This window comes from Varunaivibrio sulfuroxidans, assembly GCF_029318635.1.
In the GTDB taxonomy this organism is placed as follows: domain Bacteria; phylum Pseudomonadota; class Alphaproteobacteria; order Rhodospirillales; family Magnetovibrionaceae; genus Varunaivibrio; species Varunaivibrio sulfuroxidans.
Map to the genome: position 1 here is coordinate 170,004 of NZ_CP119676.1, position 16,512 is coordinate 186,515.

Below are 16,512 nucleotides of genomic sequence, written 5' to 3' on the forward strand. Positions count from 1 at the left end.
TTGAGGGGGGGGCATTGAAAATAAGTCCGCCTTTACTGTCCGATTTCCGTAATCTGAATCTCGCCGTCTTTAATGGCTAGGGCGATTTCTCCGCGGCGCAGTTTCAGGGCGTCATCGCCGAAAACCTCGGCGCGCCAGCCGGTTAGGGCGGGCACGTCGGCCTTCTCGCCAAACCCGGCGATCAGGTCGATGTCGGCGCTGGAGGCGATCAATTTTTGAGCGACGCCGCTATGCTCGCATTTGGTTTTTAAAAGCACTTTCAGCAATTCCGCCGTGGGCTTGATTCCTTGGGGAAGATCAACCTTTTCATGGGCGCGCGGGAGTGCGCTGTCAGGCAGGGCCAGTCCTTTTTGTACCGCATCCAAAATACCCTTGCCGAATTCGCCATGGGCTTGCTTGGCCGTCAGTCCCCGAGTACGGGCAAGGTCTTCGGAATTTTTTGGCGTATGGTGGGCGATCTCCACCAAGGGGTCGTCGCGTAGGACGCGGTTGCGCGTCAGATCGCGCTTGCGCGCCTCAAGCTCGCGCCAGGCGGCCAGTTCGCGCAAGACTCCGAGGAATCGTGGACGCGGGTTGCGCACCTTAATTCGGCGAAAAACGGTATAGGGGTCCGCCTCGTACGTCGTGGGCGTGGTGAGGATGTTCATCTCCGCGTCCAGCCAACTTCCCCGCCCACTGTTTTCCAATTGCGCCTTTAGTTTGCCGTAAGCCTCGCGCAGATGCGTGACGTCCGCCAGGGCGTAACTCAATTGCCGTTCGCTTAAGGGGCGGAGCGACCAGTCGGTAAACCGTGACGATTTATCTATGCGCGCGTTGGTCAGGCGGGAAATAAGATTTTCATATCCCACACTATCGCCAAAACCACAAACCATCGCGGCGATTTGGGTGTCGAAAATCGGGTGAGGCAAGGAGCCCATAAGGCGGTAAAAAATTTCCATATCCTGGCGCGCGGCATGAAAAACCTTGATGATGTTCGGCGCCAAGAGAAGATCGAATAGCGGCGACAGGTCCATACCCGGCGCCAGAGGGTCGATGATGACGGCCTCATCGGGGGCGGCGACCTGGATGAGACACAAAATCGGCCAGTACGTCGTCTCGCGCATGAATTCGGTATCGACGGTGATAAACGGCGTTGCGCCATGGCGGGCGCAAAATGCGGAAAGATCGTTCGTATCCTTAATGATAATCATGGGTATGCTATACACAATAAAATGTGGAGGCACAAATAAGACGATGCAAAAAATAGGCGTAGGTATTCCTCCGGGTGTATCTTTTTTGAGATATGCTCGTAAAAGTGGTTATTTTATTCTTCTTTTTCAAACGAAGTTGTAGGGTTCCGTCTTGTACTCACGCCGCAATATTAGTTATCTCGATTCCTGAGCATATCGAGTTGAAGGCGGCGCATTTGATGCATTCACATTAGCGCGATTGAGTAGTTCAACGTAAATCCGTATCATTGCATAAATGTCGTTCTGCACATCCGATAAATTGTGTGGGTTGGTGTTGGCCGGAGAAATGATGGATACGTCGAATTTATCCCTAAGCGCCCTCGTCGGGCGCAAGCTGTTCGCCGGAGAAGACGATGCCTTGGCGCGTTTAATGTTGGGGGCTTATGTGTTGGTCGCCGACGCGCGCCCCTTTATCGGCGTATTGGGGAAGGATGGCGACTCTCTTTTATGGACGGCGGGCGGGGCCGAATTTTGCGACCTTCTGCACGCCCACGCGCCGCGGGAAATCGATACGGCGCAGGTGCAACCTCGCTCCGTGGCGCCGTTGCGTTTGAGCGACGTGTTAAACCGGCTTGGCGTGGCGCCCGAGGAAATTGACGACATTGCAGATGTGATCGGGCTTCTCGATCCGGGAAGTGCGGTTTCCTATCGTCATCTTTTGCGGGGGCGGGAGCAACGTTCGTTTCGTCTTGTCTTGTTTCGCCGACGGGATATTGCCGGGGGGCATGTTCAATTTTCCATACACGAGATGACCGGTTTCGAGCGGGGAAACGCGAAAATGCGGGAGATTTCCCGCCAAATTCTAGCGGCCATGGAATCGCCTTTTTCGAAGAACGATCCCAGAAATTTAATCGCGCTCCTCAATAAGGTCGAAAATGATTTGAACGACCTTTTTTCCGCCACGGACGATCGACAAATCGCTATTCGGGCAAACCATATCGCAACGGGCGTATCCGCCGCCGCGAATCGCCTGGTGGATATTCTCAACGCGATCGACACGGACGGCAGTGATGGGGGGCATACCGGAAAGGATCGTGTGAACGAATCTTGTCCTCCAAGCGGCATTCACTGCGTCCTCGGCAACGATTGGCAAGGGACGCAGGACCTTATTTTAGCCCGCGTCGGCGGCGAATTGGCCCTGAAGGGCGAATATGCGCATGCGGTGCGTTCGGCGCATGAATTCGTGTCCAACTCCACCCTGATTTTTATTATCGCACCGTGTGAGGGGGAATATTATGTCTTGAGCGGTCCTCAGCGTGGTGAAATTTATTCCAGCATTCCAGATCTGGTGCGAGGGATCGAGGTGGGGGTGAATTCACGCCATGGCGCCGAGACTTTTTTTTCATCCCTGGGACAACATGAAAATCAAACCCGCTTCGCCGTGGCCGGGGAAAATATGGAAGTTTGGGGACGTCCGGGTTTGGGAATGGGGTGGCAGGCGATGATTGCCGACGCTTACACTCAAGGCGTGGACGTTCGCGCCATGTTTCACGGCCTAAAAAATTTGTGGTTGCATATGCAGGTCCTTCACGTGGTTAAGACCAGGGCGGACGTTCAAGAGGTGCGCGACGCCCTCTTGGGCGTTATCCAAAAAATACATCGGCGGATTGCCGAACTTAAGGTGATGGCGCAACCCAACGCCGGCTTTCCCAGAAAAATTCGCGAGCGTGTCGCCGGATGGTTTCAGGGGGCGCGTCGGATATCGGATGAAACGGGGATGGTCTTGGACGTGCGTGCGCCCGAGGATGTCTTGAACATGAATATTGTCTGCTATGGCGGGCAAATGGAAGACACCCTCAGCGAGCTGGTTCGCAATGCGCACCACAGCGGAGCGCGTCACATCTTTGTGAATGCCGGTGTCAAAGGGCGGTACCTGGAAATCGAGGTGGTTGACGACGGGCGGGGAATGTCTCCGGAAAAACTGGCTCAGGCCCACAAGGTGATTGAGGAAGGGCGCTTTGATCCGGTGTTGTCGGCGCGTCCCGGAGGGTCGGGGTATGGTCTTTTGGGCGCGGCGCAGTCGGTCGGCCGTTTCGTCGATGGACAGTTGCGTCTGGAGCCCGCAGCGGGTAGGCGGGGCTTGAAAGTCGCGCTTTCCTTCCGCGTCACTTAGGCTCAGGGGCTACCCATACTACTGTGTTTGGCGTTTACCGTGTTTGGCGTTGATAAGGGGCATGACTTAAAGACGCGTAATGCGCCGTGAAAGCGACACATGACTTGACAAAGCGGTGTGAACAGTGTGCTTTTGCCGCGCTTTATACGAGATCGTCAGCGCGGCGCGCCCAGCCGTCTAACCGTTGGACAAGAGTGTTTTATTCATGCATCCCTTCCGTACCCATACTTGCGGCGAAATCAGGCTCAATCATGTCGGCGAGGTCGTCCGTCTTTCTGGATGGGTTCATCGCAAGCGCGATCACGGCAATCTGCTGTTCATCGACGTGCGGGACCATTATGGGATAACCCAGGGGGTGATCGATGTCTCCAGTCCGCTGTTCGCGCGCGCCGAAGGCGTGCGCCCCGAGAGCGTGGTGACGGTGACGGGCAAGGTGGTGGCGCGCACCGAAGATACCGTGAACGCGGATCTTCCGACCGGTCAGGTCGAGGTTCAGATCGAGGACATGAATGTCGAATCTCCGGCGGACGTGTTGCCGATGCAGGTCGCCGGCGACGGCGAATATTCCGATGAAATGCGCATGAAGCATCGTTACTTGGATTTGCGCCGCCCTTCCGTGCACGCCAACATCGTATTGCGCAGTCGGGTGATCGCCTCGATCCGTCGGCGGATGACGGACCAGGGCTTTTTGGAGATGCAGACGCCGATCCTGACCGCCAGTTCGCCCGAAGGTGCGCGCGACTATCTGGTGCCGTCGCGCCACCACCCGGGGATGTTCTATGCCCTGCCGCAGGCGCCCCAGCAGTTCAAGCAGTTGCTGATGGTCTCCGGATTCGACAAGTATTTTCAGATCGCGCCGTGTTTTCGCGATGAGGACGCCCGCGCCGATCGTTCTCCCGGCGAATTCTATCAGCTTGATTTCGAAATGGCCTTCGCCACCCAGGAAGACGTCTTTGCCGCCATCGAGCCGGTCATGCACGACGTTTTCGAGGAATTTTCCTCGGAACGCACCGTCACCAAGCCGCCGTTTCCGCGTATCCCCTACGCCGAGGCGATGTTGCGCTATGGCTCCGACAAACCGGATCTGCGCAATCCGCTGAACATCAGCGACGTCACCGAGGCGTTTCGGGGATCGGGCTTTGGTCTGTTCGCCAAGAACGTTGAAAAAGGGGCGCTGGTGCGCGCCATTCCCGCTCCCGGCGCGGCGGAGCGCCCGCGCAGCTTTTTCGACAAGTTGAACGATTGGGCGCGTGGCGAAGGCATGGGTGGACTGGGCTACATCGTCTTCACCGCAGACGGCGGGGTCAAGGGGCCGATCGGCAAGAATCTTGAGGATGATCGCATTGCGGCGATCAGGGCCGCCGCCGGGGTCGGCGCGGGCGACGCGGTATTCTTTACCTCGGCGCAGAAAAAGGACGTCGAAAAGTTCGCCGGTCAGGCGCGCGAGCGTATCTGCGACGAACTGACCTTGCGCGAAGGCGGGACCTTCAAGTTTTGCTGGATCGTCGATTATCCGATGTACGAATTGGACGAGGAAACCGGCGAGGTCGCCTTCAGCCACAATCCGTTTTCGATGCCCCAGGGTGGATTGGAGGCGCTGGAAAGCAAGGACCCGTTGGATATTTTGGCCTATCAGTACGATATCGTGTGCAATGGCGTGGAACTGTCGTCCGGGGCGATCCGCAACCATCGCCCGGACATCATGTACAAGGCCTTCGCCATCGCGGGATACGGCAAGGAGGTCGTGGAAAAAGAGTTCGGCGGCCTGCTCAACGCCTTCAAGTTCGGCGCGCCGCCCCACGGCGGCTCCGCGCCGGGGATCGACCGCATGGTCATGCTGCTGGCGGACGAACCGAACATCCGCGAAATTATCGCCTTCCCGATGAACCAGCAGGCCCAGGATCTTCTGATGGGCGCGCCCGCCGTGGTCGATGATCGCCGTTTGCGCGAACTGCACATCAAATTGAACCTGCCCAAGGTGAAAAAGGACGCCAGCCTTAAAGGCGTGGGCGGCGACCAGGAGGGTTAGAGGCCTCCCGGCGCGGTAGGATATGCGGGCCGCGATAACCGAAACGACACACCGCAAAGTTCGCAGATCCGTTCCCACAGGCCGCTTGCGGCTACTTGGTGGATGCGTGTCGCCAGGACGTGTGTCGCCAGGTCGAGAGATCGTGAGATCGGTCGTGGTGCGGGAACAAGCCGAACCCGCCTTCCGCTTGACGGTCGGCTCGACCACTCTCGCGAAACGATGTTCCCCCATGCGGCGTCGTCCGGCATCGTCTCGGATCGGCCTATGGCGTCTTCATCTTCGCGTTTCCGACCTCAAGCTCGCGCGATTGTTTGGCGTCGGAAAACGATAGCTCCGGGGAGGCGGAATTGGTTGGGAGGCTCGGTCGCTCAAGGCGTTTCTTTAAGAGGGGCAGGCGGTATGAAAACGAAGCCTCAGGGCGGAAGATCCAACCGTTCGAGGGCTTCGGCGTAACCGGCGAAAGGGGAGGCCTCGCGGCCATGGCTTTAAATCGACGATTATCGTACCGACGATTACCGTACTAAGGTGGTCACAAATCCGGTGGTCGCGTTATCGCATCCGGCTCGCGAACGTTTGCATCGATACATCTCCGTGTCGGCGCGGTGCAGGAGCTCCGCGCCGTCGTCATGAGGGCCATAGACCTGATACCCCAGGCTGGCCCTCAGGGGGATTTCCTGACCCTGCCATGTGATGTGCGCGGTGTTGAGAAGGGTGTCCAATCCCTTGGCGCAGCGAATGCCGTTTTGATGATCGGTACGGGTTAAGACCACCGCGAATTCATCGCCGCCGACGCGACCGATACTGTCGGTTTCGCGGACATTTTTTCGGAGGATAGCGCCGACCCGGCGTAAAACTTCATCGCCCGCGGCGTGGCCGTAGGTGTCGTTTACCGGTTTGAAGGCGTCCAGATCGATGTAAACCAGAACCCCTTCTTCATCGAAGCGCCGAGCCGAGGATAATATACGCGAAAGCTCCGCCTCGAAACCGCGTCGGTTCAAAAGCCCGGTAAGTATGTCGGTATCGACGGCTTTTTCGAGTTCGCCGATCCGCGCCGTTTGCTGGGCGAGAATGCGTTCTTGTTGCAAGGCGGCCTTAAGAACGTTTTGCGCCGCCTTGATGCAGTGCATGGTCGCCTCTTCGCCAAGCATCCAACTGGCGCTGCGGACCTCGTCTTCAAGCAAAACCGCCGCCAGGGACAAGTTCCCCAGGGCGAGGCCGTCGATCGGTTCCTCGCATGCGGACGGATTGGATAAATCGGATAGAGCATCACGTGAATTGCCGTCTTTCCGGGCGAACGCCACGCCAGGCGTCACGGCGCGACGCGGCACGCCTTGATCGGCGGTTTTGAAGGCGGTGTAATCTTTCTTCAGCGATTGCACGGGCGTCCCCATCCTTTGTGGCGGTGGCAGCACAAAAACAGACTTCCCAATAAGCTAGGCAAACACCATGCCACCCACATATTCTTACATTGCAAACGGTTAAAGAATAGTTTAGGGCGGCAGTTTTTGCCGGTTGGGTAAAAAATACCCACCTTGGAAAAAGAAAATTGTCAAGCCTTCACACGTAAAGGTAAGTGGGCGCGGATTATATGGGATTGAAATAAAAATGTAAGGTCATCTTTTGATAAATTCTAATTTCGCCTTATTCACAATGACTTCCCCTGTGGATACGGTTACTGCGCGGCGAGAGCGAGGACCTTTTTGTATACGTGTTTCCGTTTTACCGATTCGGCGGAGACGTATAAAATCGGCCCCCGCGCACCCTAGGCGAAACCGAGGGGGCCGGCGAGGTCACGCAGGGGGAGCGAGAAATCCAGGCGTGCGGCGCGGGGGATTTTATCGGGCGTGAGCCTCAACGTGCGACGATATCGGTTCCGTTCGTGATTCGATCGCTGGGATAGCTGACAACCTGTACGCCGTCGGCGAGACCGCCGAGAATTTCGGCGGCGCGCCCGTTGGTGTGCCCGATGTTGACCTTCGTCAGTTTCGCCGTGCCGTTGACGTCAACGAAAACCGCCCAGTCTTTTCCATCGCGAAATAGCGCCCCTATGGGAATCTGCAAAACGTCCTCCCCCCGCCATTCACGGATGTGGGCCTCGACGCGGAAGCCATGGCCGAGGGGAGCCCATGTTTTTTTGGGTCCGGTAAAGTCGATGATGACGTTGACGCGTTGCTCTTCGATGCCGAGCGCCGACACTTTTGTGAAGCCATAGGGTTCGACCCGGCGCACGACACCCTCAAGAGGGTGTTGTCCACCCCAGCCGTCGAGGAGAACCGACGCTCCCTTACGTACCTTGACGGCGTCCGACGAGAGTAAATCCACCACGACCTCCATTCGCGTGGGATCGCCGATCTCGAACAAGGGGCTGGCGCGTTCGACGAAGCCTTCGCTTTGGCGCAACAGGCGCAGCACCTTACCATCGACCGGGGCGCGCACCTCGACGCAGCAGGTCGTTTGCCCTTCGGGATCGTCGGTCGGGGCGATCAGGGCGGCGCGTGCTGTTTTCAGTTCGAAGGTGCGCACATTGAGCGCTGCCCGCGCGCTGTCCTCGGCGGCGCCCTGGATCGTGACGTCCAATTTCGCCTGGTCGAATTGGCGTTCGGAAATGACGTGTTTGGCGAACAGATCGCGGGCGCGTCGCAGGTTGGTCTTGGCGAAAGTCAGTTTGGCCCGGACGCGCTCGAGTTCCGCCCGGGCCAGGGCTTGGGCCGCCTCGGCGGCCTTCGCGGCGGCCTGCGCCCGGGCCAGCGCACGAGCGTCGAGAAACTGCGGGCTGGCCGGTTCGATCGTGGCGAGCACGGTTCGGTTGGCGCGTACCGCATCGCCGACACGGATCTTTACGCGTCGAAGACGCCCCGATATCGGGGCGGAGACGGCATAGACATCGCGGACCCGGGTGTGTCCTTCGCCATCAATGGTGACATCCATCGGCGCGCGTTTGACAGCGATCAGATCGACGGGGACCGGGGTCGGGGTGATCCCCCAGACCAGAAGAGCGATGGCGATGGCGCATGCGACGATGAAAAGGGAAATTTTTTTAAGAGGTAATGTCGCCATTGCGGTTCCCTCATTCTCTGGTTTTCAGGGCTTGGACGAGATTCATGGCGTCGAGCCTCCGGCGCACGAGGAGGGCGGAGACGGCGGCGGCCCCGAGCACGATGACGATGGACCAGGTATAGGTATCGCGGGAGACGACCAGAGGCATACGGAACAATTCGGTGTCCATCAGCGCCGTCCAGAGCGCCGCCTGACCGTAGCCGAGCAGACATCCGAGCGGAAGCGCGGGGACGATGAGCAGGGCGAGTTCTCCCAGTAGAATATACGCGGCCTCGCGCCGGGTGAACCCGAGAATGCGCAGGCTGGCCAGTTCACGTGACCGCTCCGACAAGGAAATGCGCGCCGAATTGTAGACCACGCCAAGGGCGATAATCACGGCGAACATGATATTGAAGGTGATCATCACCCCCATGTTTTCCTCGATCGTCCGGCGAAAATTTTGCACCACCGACCGATGTATGGAGATCGATGCGACCGAGGGCATGCCCTTGAGCCGACGGTAAAGGCGTTCCGCCTGGGATGAGTCGATCCGTAGGCTCGCGCCTGAAGCGCTCGGCGCTTGTCCAAGCAGACGATTGAGTGCGGCCATGTTCATGTAGACGGGAGTCGCGATATATTCATCGACCAGGGCTGTAACCGGCAATGTGACGACCGGACGCCGACCTTCCTTAACTTCGACGGTGATCCTGTCGCCCAGGCCGACATGGAGAATCTCGGCCAGTTTGGTGGAAAGCGCGAGGCCGTGTTTGGGGAGTCTCAATGGCGTGTCGGTCGTGCTCAGGGGGCGGAACATATGGGCGTCGGAAGCGATGGCGATGATATTTTCGTAGCGTTTACGGTGGCCGACGATCAGGCGCACCGGCACCGAGCGGAACGGTTCGGCGGCCAGCACGCCGGGCAGATGCGCAATTTCGGCCATCGCCGTTTGGGGGTGCGTGTCGGTGAAGGTCACCGTGACGTCCTGGCGTTGGACTCTGAAAAATTGAAAATCCACCAAGCGATCCATGGAATCGAGGAAAAATATGGCGCTGACGAGAATCGACACGGCCAGCGCCGCGCCCAGCACATTGAGCCCCGAGCGCAAAGGCCAGCGCAGAGCGTGGCGAAGGATCATGCGGTTGGGCTCGCTCAATGTTCGCAGACGCAATAGGCGTTCGATCCAGGCCGTCCGGTACGCGGTCGGCGGCGGCGGCGTCATGGCGACGGCGGGCGTCAGGCGCGCCGCGCGCCAAACGGAAAACACCGCGCCCGCCAGGCCGACGACAATGCCGATCAAGGCCGCCGTCAGATAGATCGAACCGTCAACGATGTAATACAGGAAAGGAAAGCGGAAATATTCGGTGTAGACCTCCGTCATTCCGCGGCCAAGCCAAGTGCCGAAGGCGCAGCCGATGGCGAGGCCGGCCATGACGATGACCAGCACCAATTTGATGTACAGCCAGGCGATTTGCTCGTTGGCGTAGCCGAAGGCCTTGAGCAGGCCGATTTGCTCGCGCTCGGTCTGAATCAGGCGCGAAACCACAATGTGCAGCAGGAACGCCGCGATCCCAAGAAAAAGCGGCGGCGCAAAATTCCCCATGGCGCGCAATTGGCTGATTTCGTTGGTGACGAACCAATTGGATATCTGATCTTTGCGGCCATAGGCGCGAATGCCGCCATAAGGCGCGGTGATCCGGTCCAGCGCGGCGATGACGCCGTTTTCGCTGGCGCCGCGCTCAAGCGTCATCGAGGCTTCGGTGAAAGCGCCGTTAAGGTCGAAAGCGGCCTCCATCGCTTTTTGTCCCATCCAGATCACCGCGAAGCGTTCATCGTCGGGCATCAACGCCCCGGGGCCGAGCGCATAGACATATTCGGGCGACAGCACGATGCCGACGATATTCAGCGTACGCTTATGTCCGTTGATGATGGCCGTGAAGGTGCTGCCGGGGGTGAAATTATGGGCGCGGGCGAAGGCCTCGTTGATCAGCACGTCGTCGGGGTGGCCCGGTGTCAACAGGCGGCCCTGGCGCAGGTGGAGCTTGTTGAGCCGCTGTTCGTCGGTTTCGGGAAACGAGATCAGCCGCCCGGTGGCGGGCTCGGCGAGATCGGGAACGTCCAGCGTCGCGGTCTTGATGATGCGGGTGGTGACGGTTTTCACCCCGGGAATGGCGGCGATAGCGGATTCAAGGCGTTTCGGCGCGCGTTTCATCGGGGCGAAAACTTGAGCGAAGCGATAACGTTCGTAATAGGCGTCGCGCGTTTCCTCAAGTGAATACAAGGTGCCCAGGCTCATGATATAGACGGCGACGCCCGAGCCGATCACCAATGCAATGGCCAGTGCCTGAGCCTTGATACCCCATAGATCGCGGAGAATTTTTCTGTTTAGCGGGGTCATGGCGCTTTACCACCTTAAATTCTTGACTGGGCGCCGGGAAGTGTTAACGCGGACGTCGGCGATACGACCGTCGTTAAATGTGATTACACGGTCGGCCATGTCGGCGATGATCGCGTTATGGGTGATCAGTGTCGTGGTTGTGCCCAAGGTTCGATTGGTGTGTTCGATCGCCTCCAGCACCAGGATACCGGTTTTGCTGTCGAGGGCGCCGGTCGGTTCATCGCAGAGCAGGATGTTGGGACGCTTGGCGATGGCGCGGGCGATCGCCACCCGTTGCTGTTCGCCGCCGGATAACTGGGCGGGGAAATGGGCCATCCGTTCGGCCAGACCGACCATGCGCAAGGCGTCTTCGGCGGGCAATGGATCGGGGGCGATGTTGGTGACGATGGTGACATTCTCGCGGGCGGTGAGGCTGGGGATCAAGTTATAGAATTGGAAAACGAAACCGACATGATCCCGACGATAGGCGGTCAGGCCCCGGTCGCTCAGGGCGGTGAGTTCGCTATCTTGAAAAAACACCCGCCCCGAAGTCGGATTGTCGAGGCCGCCCAAGATGTTGAGAAGAGTAGATTTTCCGCTGCCCGACGGCCCCAGCAAGACCACCAATTCTCCCTCGTAAAGATCCAGATCGACGCCGCGCAAGGCGTGAATATCGACCTCGCCGGTGCGATAGACCTTCGTGATCCCGAGGGCCGAGAGCGTTGTTCGCCTGTCATCCTTCTGGGCCATATCGGTCACCCGCAATGCGCCTGGAAGATTCAGTGTACCCCTATTGCTCTCTTGGGTCAGGACCTATTCATCTGATACGTCTGGCGGAGATGAATAGGCCCTGACCCTTATGAAAGGCATAGTCTTACAAGGTTTGAAGATGTCAGGTTTGGGAAGGCCGATCGGCGTCGGGCCAGAGCCAGGCGGCTCCGCGCACGCCGCTGCTGTCGCCGTGCGTGTTGCGCACGAGCCGGGTCGCGCAAGTTCCGCCGAATATCCAGTCGGTCCAATGCCGGGGGACGTTTCGATACAATCGGTCCATGTTCGAAAGGCCGCCGCCCAGAACGATGACGTCGGGGTCGAGGATATTGATAACGCCGGCGAGGGCGCGTGCGAGACGGCTCTCGTAGCGTTGGAGGCTCGCTTCCGCCGTCGCGTCGCCTTCGCGGGCGCGGGCGACAATTTCCTCGGGCGATAGCTCGCCCCCCCGATGGCGCGCATGATCGGCGCCGAGACCGGGCCCGGATAAAAATGTTTCGATGCATCCCGTTTTTCCGCAGTAGCAGAGCGGGCCTGGGTATTCGTCTTCGTCCTTCCGTTCTTGGGACCGGGATATTTGAGGCCAAGGCAGGGGATTGTGCCCCCATTCGCCGCTCAGCCCCGCCGCCCCGTGCAACACGCGGCCCTCGACGGCGATGGCTCCGCCGACGCCGGTTCCCAATATAACGCCGAAGGCCACGGCATATCCGGTCGCCGCACCGTCCTTCGCTTCGGACGCGGTGAAGCAGTTGGCGTCATTTTCCAGCCGTATGGGGCGCCCCAGGAGGGTGCGCAGGTCGTCGCCTAGGGGGCGCCCGATTAGGCAGGTTGAATTGGCGTTTTTCACCAACCCCGTGGTTGCGTCGAGCGCCCCGGGGATGGCGAAGCCGACGGGCAGGGCGCGGCCCTTGATTTTGGCGACATTCTCCAGGTTGGACAAAAGTTGCGCGACGGCCTGCAAGGTCCCTGCGTAATCGCCCGCAGGTGTCGCCGTGCGGATGCGGGCGGCGATGGCGCCGTCGGCGTGTAGGGCGATTCCCTCTATTTTGGTCCCCCCAAGGTCGATACCCAGGCGCATGAATTGTTCCCTCCGCTTGCCGCGCCATGGTCGCCTATCTTGCCGCCGGGCGTCAAAATATTCCCGTCGAGGACGGTGAATACTTTGCAATAAAATAAAGAATAAGGAGCGAAGGCGCGGAGGGCGGCCCCGTGGCGACGAAAAAGGAAGCCTTATTCGGCGTGACTGAGGTCAAATAGGGTGACCTCGTCGGTGCAATCAAAGGCCTTGAACTCGCCACCGATAAAGCGGGCGATGGGCTGGCGCGCCAAGGCCGCCCGCGTTGCGGTTTTCGAAGCGGCGGCGGGCGCGGCGACGGGTTTGATTTGAAGAATATGGGCGCGGGCGAAAATATGGCGCGCGCGGACCAAGGCGCAAGCCTCGTCGGGTGCGGCGATCGTCTCGCGGCGCACCTCTCCGGGGTAGGCTTCGTCGATTAGAGACAGAACGAAGGTTCGAGTGGGCACCCGTGAGGCGGGCAAGCGGGAAAACGAGAGGTGCGAGAGGCCGGGCGATTCCGTCGTTGCGTCCCGATCCGCCGCGCTCCGGCTTGTTCGGAAGGCTATCGTTTTCCCCTGAGAAAAATAACGTTGCGCCATGAATCCCCCTGGTTTCTGAGTCTCTATCTTCGCCGGTTCGCCGCGGCCAACATCTTTGCCGACAACCGACCCCTTCATTTACGGATGGGTTCCCAATCGCCCCAGAGCGCTCGGTTCCTCCGGCGTGGGCGCCTTATATGCCACGCAATAAAGTACAGACAAAAATATCATCCGATGACTTTTTGCTATATCCACCTAAGACTTCATTTCCATCGCGATTACTTACGCAAAAACGCCGTAGGTTTATATTTTTGCGATTTTTTGTTTTGTGTTCCGTCATCGCAAACATCGTAAACACTTCGTTAACTATAGCAGATGAGGTGCCATGTCAACGTTGAAATACATGATTTCGTGTACCATTCGATATGTTGATGTAAAAATAGACATAGTCCAAATTCATTAAACCTGGAATATTGCATCTAAAAAATACGATTTATTTTAAATTTTGTTTTAATTTTTTTGACGGCATGTTTTTTCGTGAGGGAGAGATATCCCACGAAGGGATGGGGCAGAACGTTAATTTTATAAATTGTTATAAGGCATTATGCCGAGACGCCGGGGGCGTCGCCACCGTTGTAAGGCTGTACCGTATGGTTTTGTGGAAGAGGGCGTCGTCGCCGTTTTTGTCCGGCGTCGCTTTGTTGCATCTTAACAAGATGTTTAGACCTGACCTGTCATATTTACAAGGATAGCGTACATCTACATCCAGTTTTCCGCCCATATATGGTATATCGCGTTGGTTTTTCGTCTAAATATTGCTTTAAGAATAAAAAACGCTGTAGTACATGATCTGTGTCCGAGAGGATGGACGATGCGTCGTCGTGAGAACGGCATCCTTGCCGAAGGAATGAAGAGAGGCGTTTGGAGATGAGCTTTTTGGATGGGCCTGTTCGTGTCCGTGCGGTCGGCGTCGGTTTTCGTTTCGCCGCAATGGCGTCATCGAGCGCCGCGATGGGGTGGGCGTGACGATGGCGAGCTTTGAAACGCGTCCTCGGCAAATGCGCTCCCGGCGTTCGGGAGAACGCGATCGCTCCGGGGCCGCACGTCTGGATGGAGAGGGCGTTCAAGCGAGGTTTGATGCTCCACGGCAGACGTTGGGGATTACGCAGGAGGGGCTGGCGACGGCGTTGACGGTTCGCGAAAATTATCGCCGCAAGTCCGTGTTGTGCGTGCCCGGCGAGGATAATCGTATTTTGTTGCCGGAATACCTTCTTAACCATCATATCGATTTGGGGGGGTATGAGGACCCGTTGCCTTTGGCGATGATGGCGACGCGCGATCCCGAATCGCCGATGGCGATGGCCGCCGCGACCCGCCTGTCCCCGTTGGGAAGTCGCAATAAACTGGTCAACGGCGTTTTTCGTGTCGTCGGCGAGGCGACTAAGCATCCCCTGGTCAAGCATTGCGTCGATTTGATTACCGAAAGCGCCTTTTCGCCCGACGCGATAAGCAAGGTGCGCTTTCATACCAGCCGATTCATCAATCACTCGCGCAAGGAATATTCCCGGCTTTTGAAGTACAATCTGCAGGCGCTTCTCGACGGTCAGATCGCGCCGCGTAAATTCGTCGGCGAGTTTTTTGAGCTGACCGAGGCGGGCAACCTGCATATGGATATCCGCCGTAAGTTGATTTCCAGCCTCTTACTTTCCGAAAATGTTCGTCCCGGAATCAAATTCTTGATGCTCGAACATTTAAGTTGTCTTCCCGATCCGACGCGCAGGGCGATTATTTCCGCGGTTCTGCAGGGGCCGCCCAACCATCATACGGACATCATCAAGGAAGAATTGCGCTGGATTATTTCCCAGGAGCGTAAGGCCGGCGCGCCGCGTCCCCCGGCGTCGTCGCGAAATCATGTCGGGTCCTTGCCAAGGGGCGGGCATTCCTTGGGACGCGCCGGCGTTCGGCCCACACAAACGCGCGGCTAACCCGCACGCTGGGCCGTTCAGGGCTATCAGGGCCGTTTAGGTCTATGGCGACCTACAGGGGAGGATGTTCGTCTATCTCACGCTGGGACGCCGGCGGAGAGGCGGCGGCGGACCGAAATGTTTTATCCGACCGCGACCGTCTTAACTTCACCGCCGGAATCGTACGTCAAGGTGGCCTCGGAGCCACAATAAATGCTGTACAGCGTCTCGATCACGGAACTGGCTTCTTCTCCGTTCAGGGAATAATAAATGGTTTGCGCCTCGCGCCGGGTTTTGACCAAGCCATCCCTGCGCAGACGCGCCAAATGCTGAGATAGGGCGGACTGGCTGAGACCTATGATGTCCTCCAACTCGCCGACGCATTTTTCGCCGGGGACCAATTGACAGAGAATCATAAGGCGGTGCTGGTTGCTCATCGCCTTAAGGAGTGTGCTTGCGCGGCGCGCGTTTTCCTGAATGGTTTCCAATCTCATGATCTTACGACAACCCCTCTCCTGGCACTTATTTCAAATGCTTCGTTTTCGGTATAGGCCACGTCGCCGAGGCTGATGGACCTCCCCCTTGGCCGACGCGGGCTCAAGCGCGTTTCAAGCCCGAGATCGATTTTTTCGGTTCGTTGACCCACCTCAGTTCATCGGTTCCTTATCGGTTGTAGCCGGATGTGTATTACTAATATTAAATTTAACGGAGATTAAGGCATTCGGCTAGTTGATTTTTTGCATTTTTATGTGCACTGCAGCATGTATATATGCTGTATTTCTTTTGTTATTCCGTTTATTAATTTTCCGCCAACGATGAGTAATATCACCATAAAATTAAAAAACGGCTCTAACCTTGAACGCGCATATTCCCGATGCGATAGGCGTATCGGAGGGAGGTGGGAAAAGTGAGGGGAAGATATTGATGCTGCGCCGCGAAAAATAAATATCGCAACGCAAAAAAACGCATGTATATTTGCCTCGCGAGTTCCCCCCATCCCGCCCAAGACGCTTCAACCCCCTTGTCAGTCTCGGATTTTACAGACATGCTAAGTGTCCGCGTGCCGGGAGGCTGGATCTCTCGATCAAGTAACTCGATCAAGTAAAATATATGTAAGGGAATATGGGATATGATGACTTTCACGCTTGACGTAAAAGATTTGAGTTGCCCCTTACCCGTTTTGAAGGCCAACAGGCAGGTGAAGGAAATGATGGCGGGCGACACGTTGGAAATTCTTGCGACGGACCCCGGCGCTCCGCTTGATTTCAAGGCTTTTTGCGAAACCACGGGGCACAAGCTGCTTGAGTGTACGGAAGAGAGCGGGGTCTACACTATTCGTATCGAAATTCTTGAAAAGCAAATGTCGTAGCCGCCGCGCCCGGGAAACGGGGCGAGGGGGCGCG

12 protein-coding genes are annotated in these 16,512 nt (G+C 57.7%); 4 read left to right on the forward strand and 8 right to left on the reverse strand.

Going from position 1 to position 16,512, the window contains the following annotated elements; all coding sequences use genetic code 11:
* Positions 1–32: 32 nt before the first annotated feature.
* The gene (gene rnd / locus P3M64_RS00800; RefSeq protein WP_132940063.1) at positions 33–1,190 is read right to left on the reverse strand and encodes a ribonuclease D; all 1,158 of its coding nucleotides are present in this window, start codon (positions 1,188–1,190) and stop codon (positions 33–35) included.
* Positions 1,191–1,464: 274 nt separating this feature from the next.
* Between rnd and P3M64_RS00805 the strand changes: the two genes are divergently transcribed.
* Positions 1,465–3,342, forward strand: a complete 1,878-nt coding sequence (locus P3M64_RS00805; protein WP_132940062.1) for an ATP-binding protein — start codon at positions 1,465–1,467, stop codon at positions 3,340–3,342.
* Positions 3,343–3,547: 205 nt separating this feature from the next.
* Entirely contained in the window at positions 3,548–5,371 is a 1,824-nt protein-coding gene (gene aspS / locus P3M64_RS00810) for an aspartate--tRNA ligase (RefSeq protein WP_132940061.1), read from the forward strand.
* A 512-nt stretch (positions 5,372–5,883) separates the two neighbouring features.
* On the opposite strand, the gene P3M64_RS00815 is transcribed toward aspS, so the two are convergent.
* From P3M64_RS00815 to P3M64_RS00840, 6 genes are all read right to left on the reverse strand, one after another.
* The gene (locus P3M64_RS00815) at positions 5,884–6,750 is read right to left on the reverse strand and encodes a GGDEF domain-containing protein (RefSeq protein WP_165886404.1); all 867 of its coding nucleotides are present in this window, start codon (positions 6,748–6,750) and stop codon (positions 5,884–5,886) included.
* A 472-nt stretch (positions 6,751–7,222) separates the two neighbouring features.
* Positions 7,223–8,428, reverse strand: coding sequence for an efflux RND transporter periplasmic adaptor subunit (locus P3M64_RS00820; RefSeq protein WP_132940059.1), 1,206 nt, complete (start codon positions 8,426–8,428; stop codon positions 7,223–7,225).
* Between the two features lie 10 nt (positions 8,429–8,438).
* Positions 8,439–10,802 carry an ABC transporter permease gene (locus P3M64_RS00825; protein ID WP_132940058.1) on the reverse strand — a complete coding sequence of 788 codons (2,364 nt, stop codon included), beginning with the start codon at positions 10,800–10,802 and terminating at the stop codon, positions 8,439–8,441.
* A gap of 6 nt (positions 10,803–10,808) precedes the next feature.
* Positions 10,809–11,531 carry an ABC transporter ATP-binding protein gene (locus tag P3M64_RS00830; protein ID WP_132940092.1) on the reverse strand — a complete coding sequence of 241 codons (723 nt, stop codon included), beginning with the start codon at positions 11,529–11,531 and terminating at the stop codon, positions 10,809–10,811.
* A 142-nt stretch (positions 11,532–11,673) separates the two neighbouring features.
* On the reverse strand, positions 11,674–12,627 hold the full coding sequence (locus tag P3M64_RS00835; protein ID WP_132940057.1) for an ROK family protein: 954 nt from the start codon (positions 12,625–12,627) through the stop codon (positions 11,674–11,676).
* 152 nt (positions 12,628–12,779) lie between these two features.
* Complete coding sequence (locus P3M64_RS00840; protein ID WP_132940056.1) at positions 12,780–13,205, reverse strand: hypothetical protein; 426 nt, start codon at positions 13,203–13,205, stop codon at positions 12,780–12,782.
* A gap of 968 nt (positions 13,206–14,173) precedes the next feature.
* On the opposite strand from P3M64_RS00840, the gene P3M64_RS00845 reads away from it, so the two are divergent.
* Positions 14,174–15,130 (forward strand): hypothetical protein, encoded by a 957-nt coding sequence (locus P3M64_RS00845; protein ID WP_132940055.1) that lies wholly within the window; start codon positions 14,174–14,176, stop codon positions 15,128–15,130.
* A gap of 122 nt (positions 15,131–15,252) precedes the next feature.
* On the opposite strand, the gene P3M64_RS00850 is transcribed toward P3M64_RS00845, so the two are convergent.
* Positions 15,253–15,603: an ArsR/SmtB family transcription factor gene (locus P3M64_RS00850; protein WP_132940054.1), complete on the reverse strand. Its 351-nt coding sequence runs from the start codon at positions 15,601–15,603 to the stop codon at positions 15,253–15,255.
* 635 nt (positions 15,604–16,238) lie between these two features.
* Here P3M64_RS00850 and P3M64_RS00855 point away from each other — a divergent pair.
* A complete protein-coding gene (locus tag P3M64_RS00855) occupies positions 16,239–16,478 on the forward strand; it encodes a sulfurtransferase TusA family protein (protein ID WP_132940053.1) in 240 nt (79 codons plus the stop codon).
* The last annotated feature ends 34 nt before the right edge of the window (positions 16,479–16,512 follow it).

Excerpts from the sequence above, each read along its gene's own strand:
- P3M64_RS00845 (WP_132940055.1), top strand. The coding sequence starts at position 14,174 with ATGGCGAGCTTTGAAACGCGTCCTCGGCAAATGCGCTCCCGGCGTTCG.
- P3M64_RS00825 (WP_132940058.1), bottom strand. The coding sequence starts at position 10,802 with ATGACCCCGCTAAACAGAAAAATTCTCCGCGATCTATGGGGTATCAAG.
- P3M64_RS00805 (WP_132940062.1), top strand. The coding sequence starts at position 1,465 with ATGTCGTTCTGCACATCCGATAAATTGTGTGGGTTGGTGTTGGCCGGA.
- P3M64_RS00850 (WP_132940054.1), bottom strand. The coding sequence starts at position 15,603 with ATGAGATTGGAAACCATTCAGGAAAACGCGCGCCGCGCAAGCACACTC.
- rnd (WP_132940063.1), bottom strand. The coding sequence starts at position 1,190 with ATGATTATCATTAAGGATACGAACGATCTTTCCGCATTTTGCGCCCGC.
- aspS (WP_132940061.1), top strand. The coding sequence starts at position 3,548 with ATGCATCCCTTCCGTACCCATACTTGCGGCGAAATCAGGCTCAATCAT.
- P3M64_RS00840 (WP_132940056.1), bottom strand. The coding sequence starts at position 13,205 with ATGGCGCAACGTTATTTTTCTCAGGGGAAAACGATAGCCTTCCGAACA.
- P3M64_RS00830 (WP_132940092.1), bottom strand. The coding sequence starts at position 11,531 with ATGGCCCAGAAGGATGACAGGCGAACAACGCTCTCGGCCCTCGGGATC.
- P3M64_RS00835 (WP_132940057.1), bottom strand. The coding sequence starts at position 12,627 with ATGCGCCTGGGTATCGACCTTGGGGGGACCAAAATAGAGGGAATCGCC.
- P3M64_RS00820 (WP_132940059.1), bottom strand. The coding sequence starts at position 8,428 with ATGGCGACATTACCTCTTAAAAAAATTTCCCTTTTCATCGTCGCATGC.
- P3M64_RS00855 (WP_132940053.1), top strand. The coding sequence starts at position 16,239 with ATGATGACTTTCACGCTTGACGTAAAAGATTTGAGTTGCCCCTTACCC.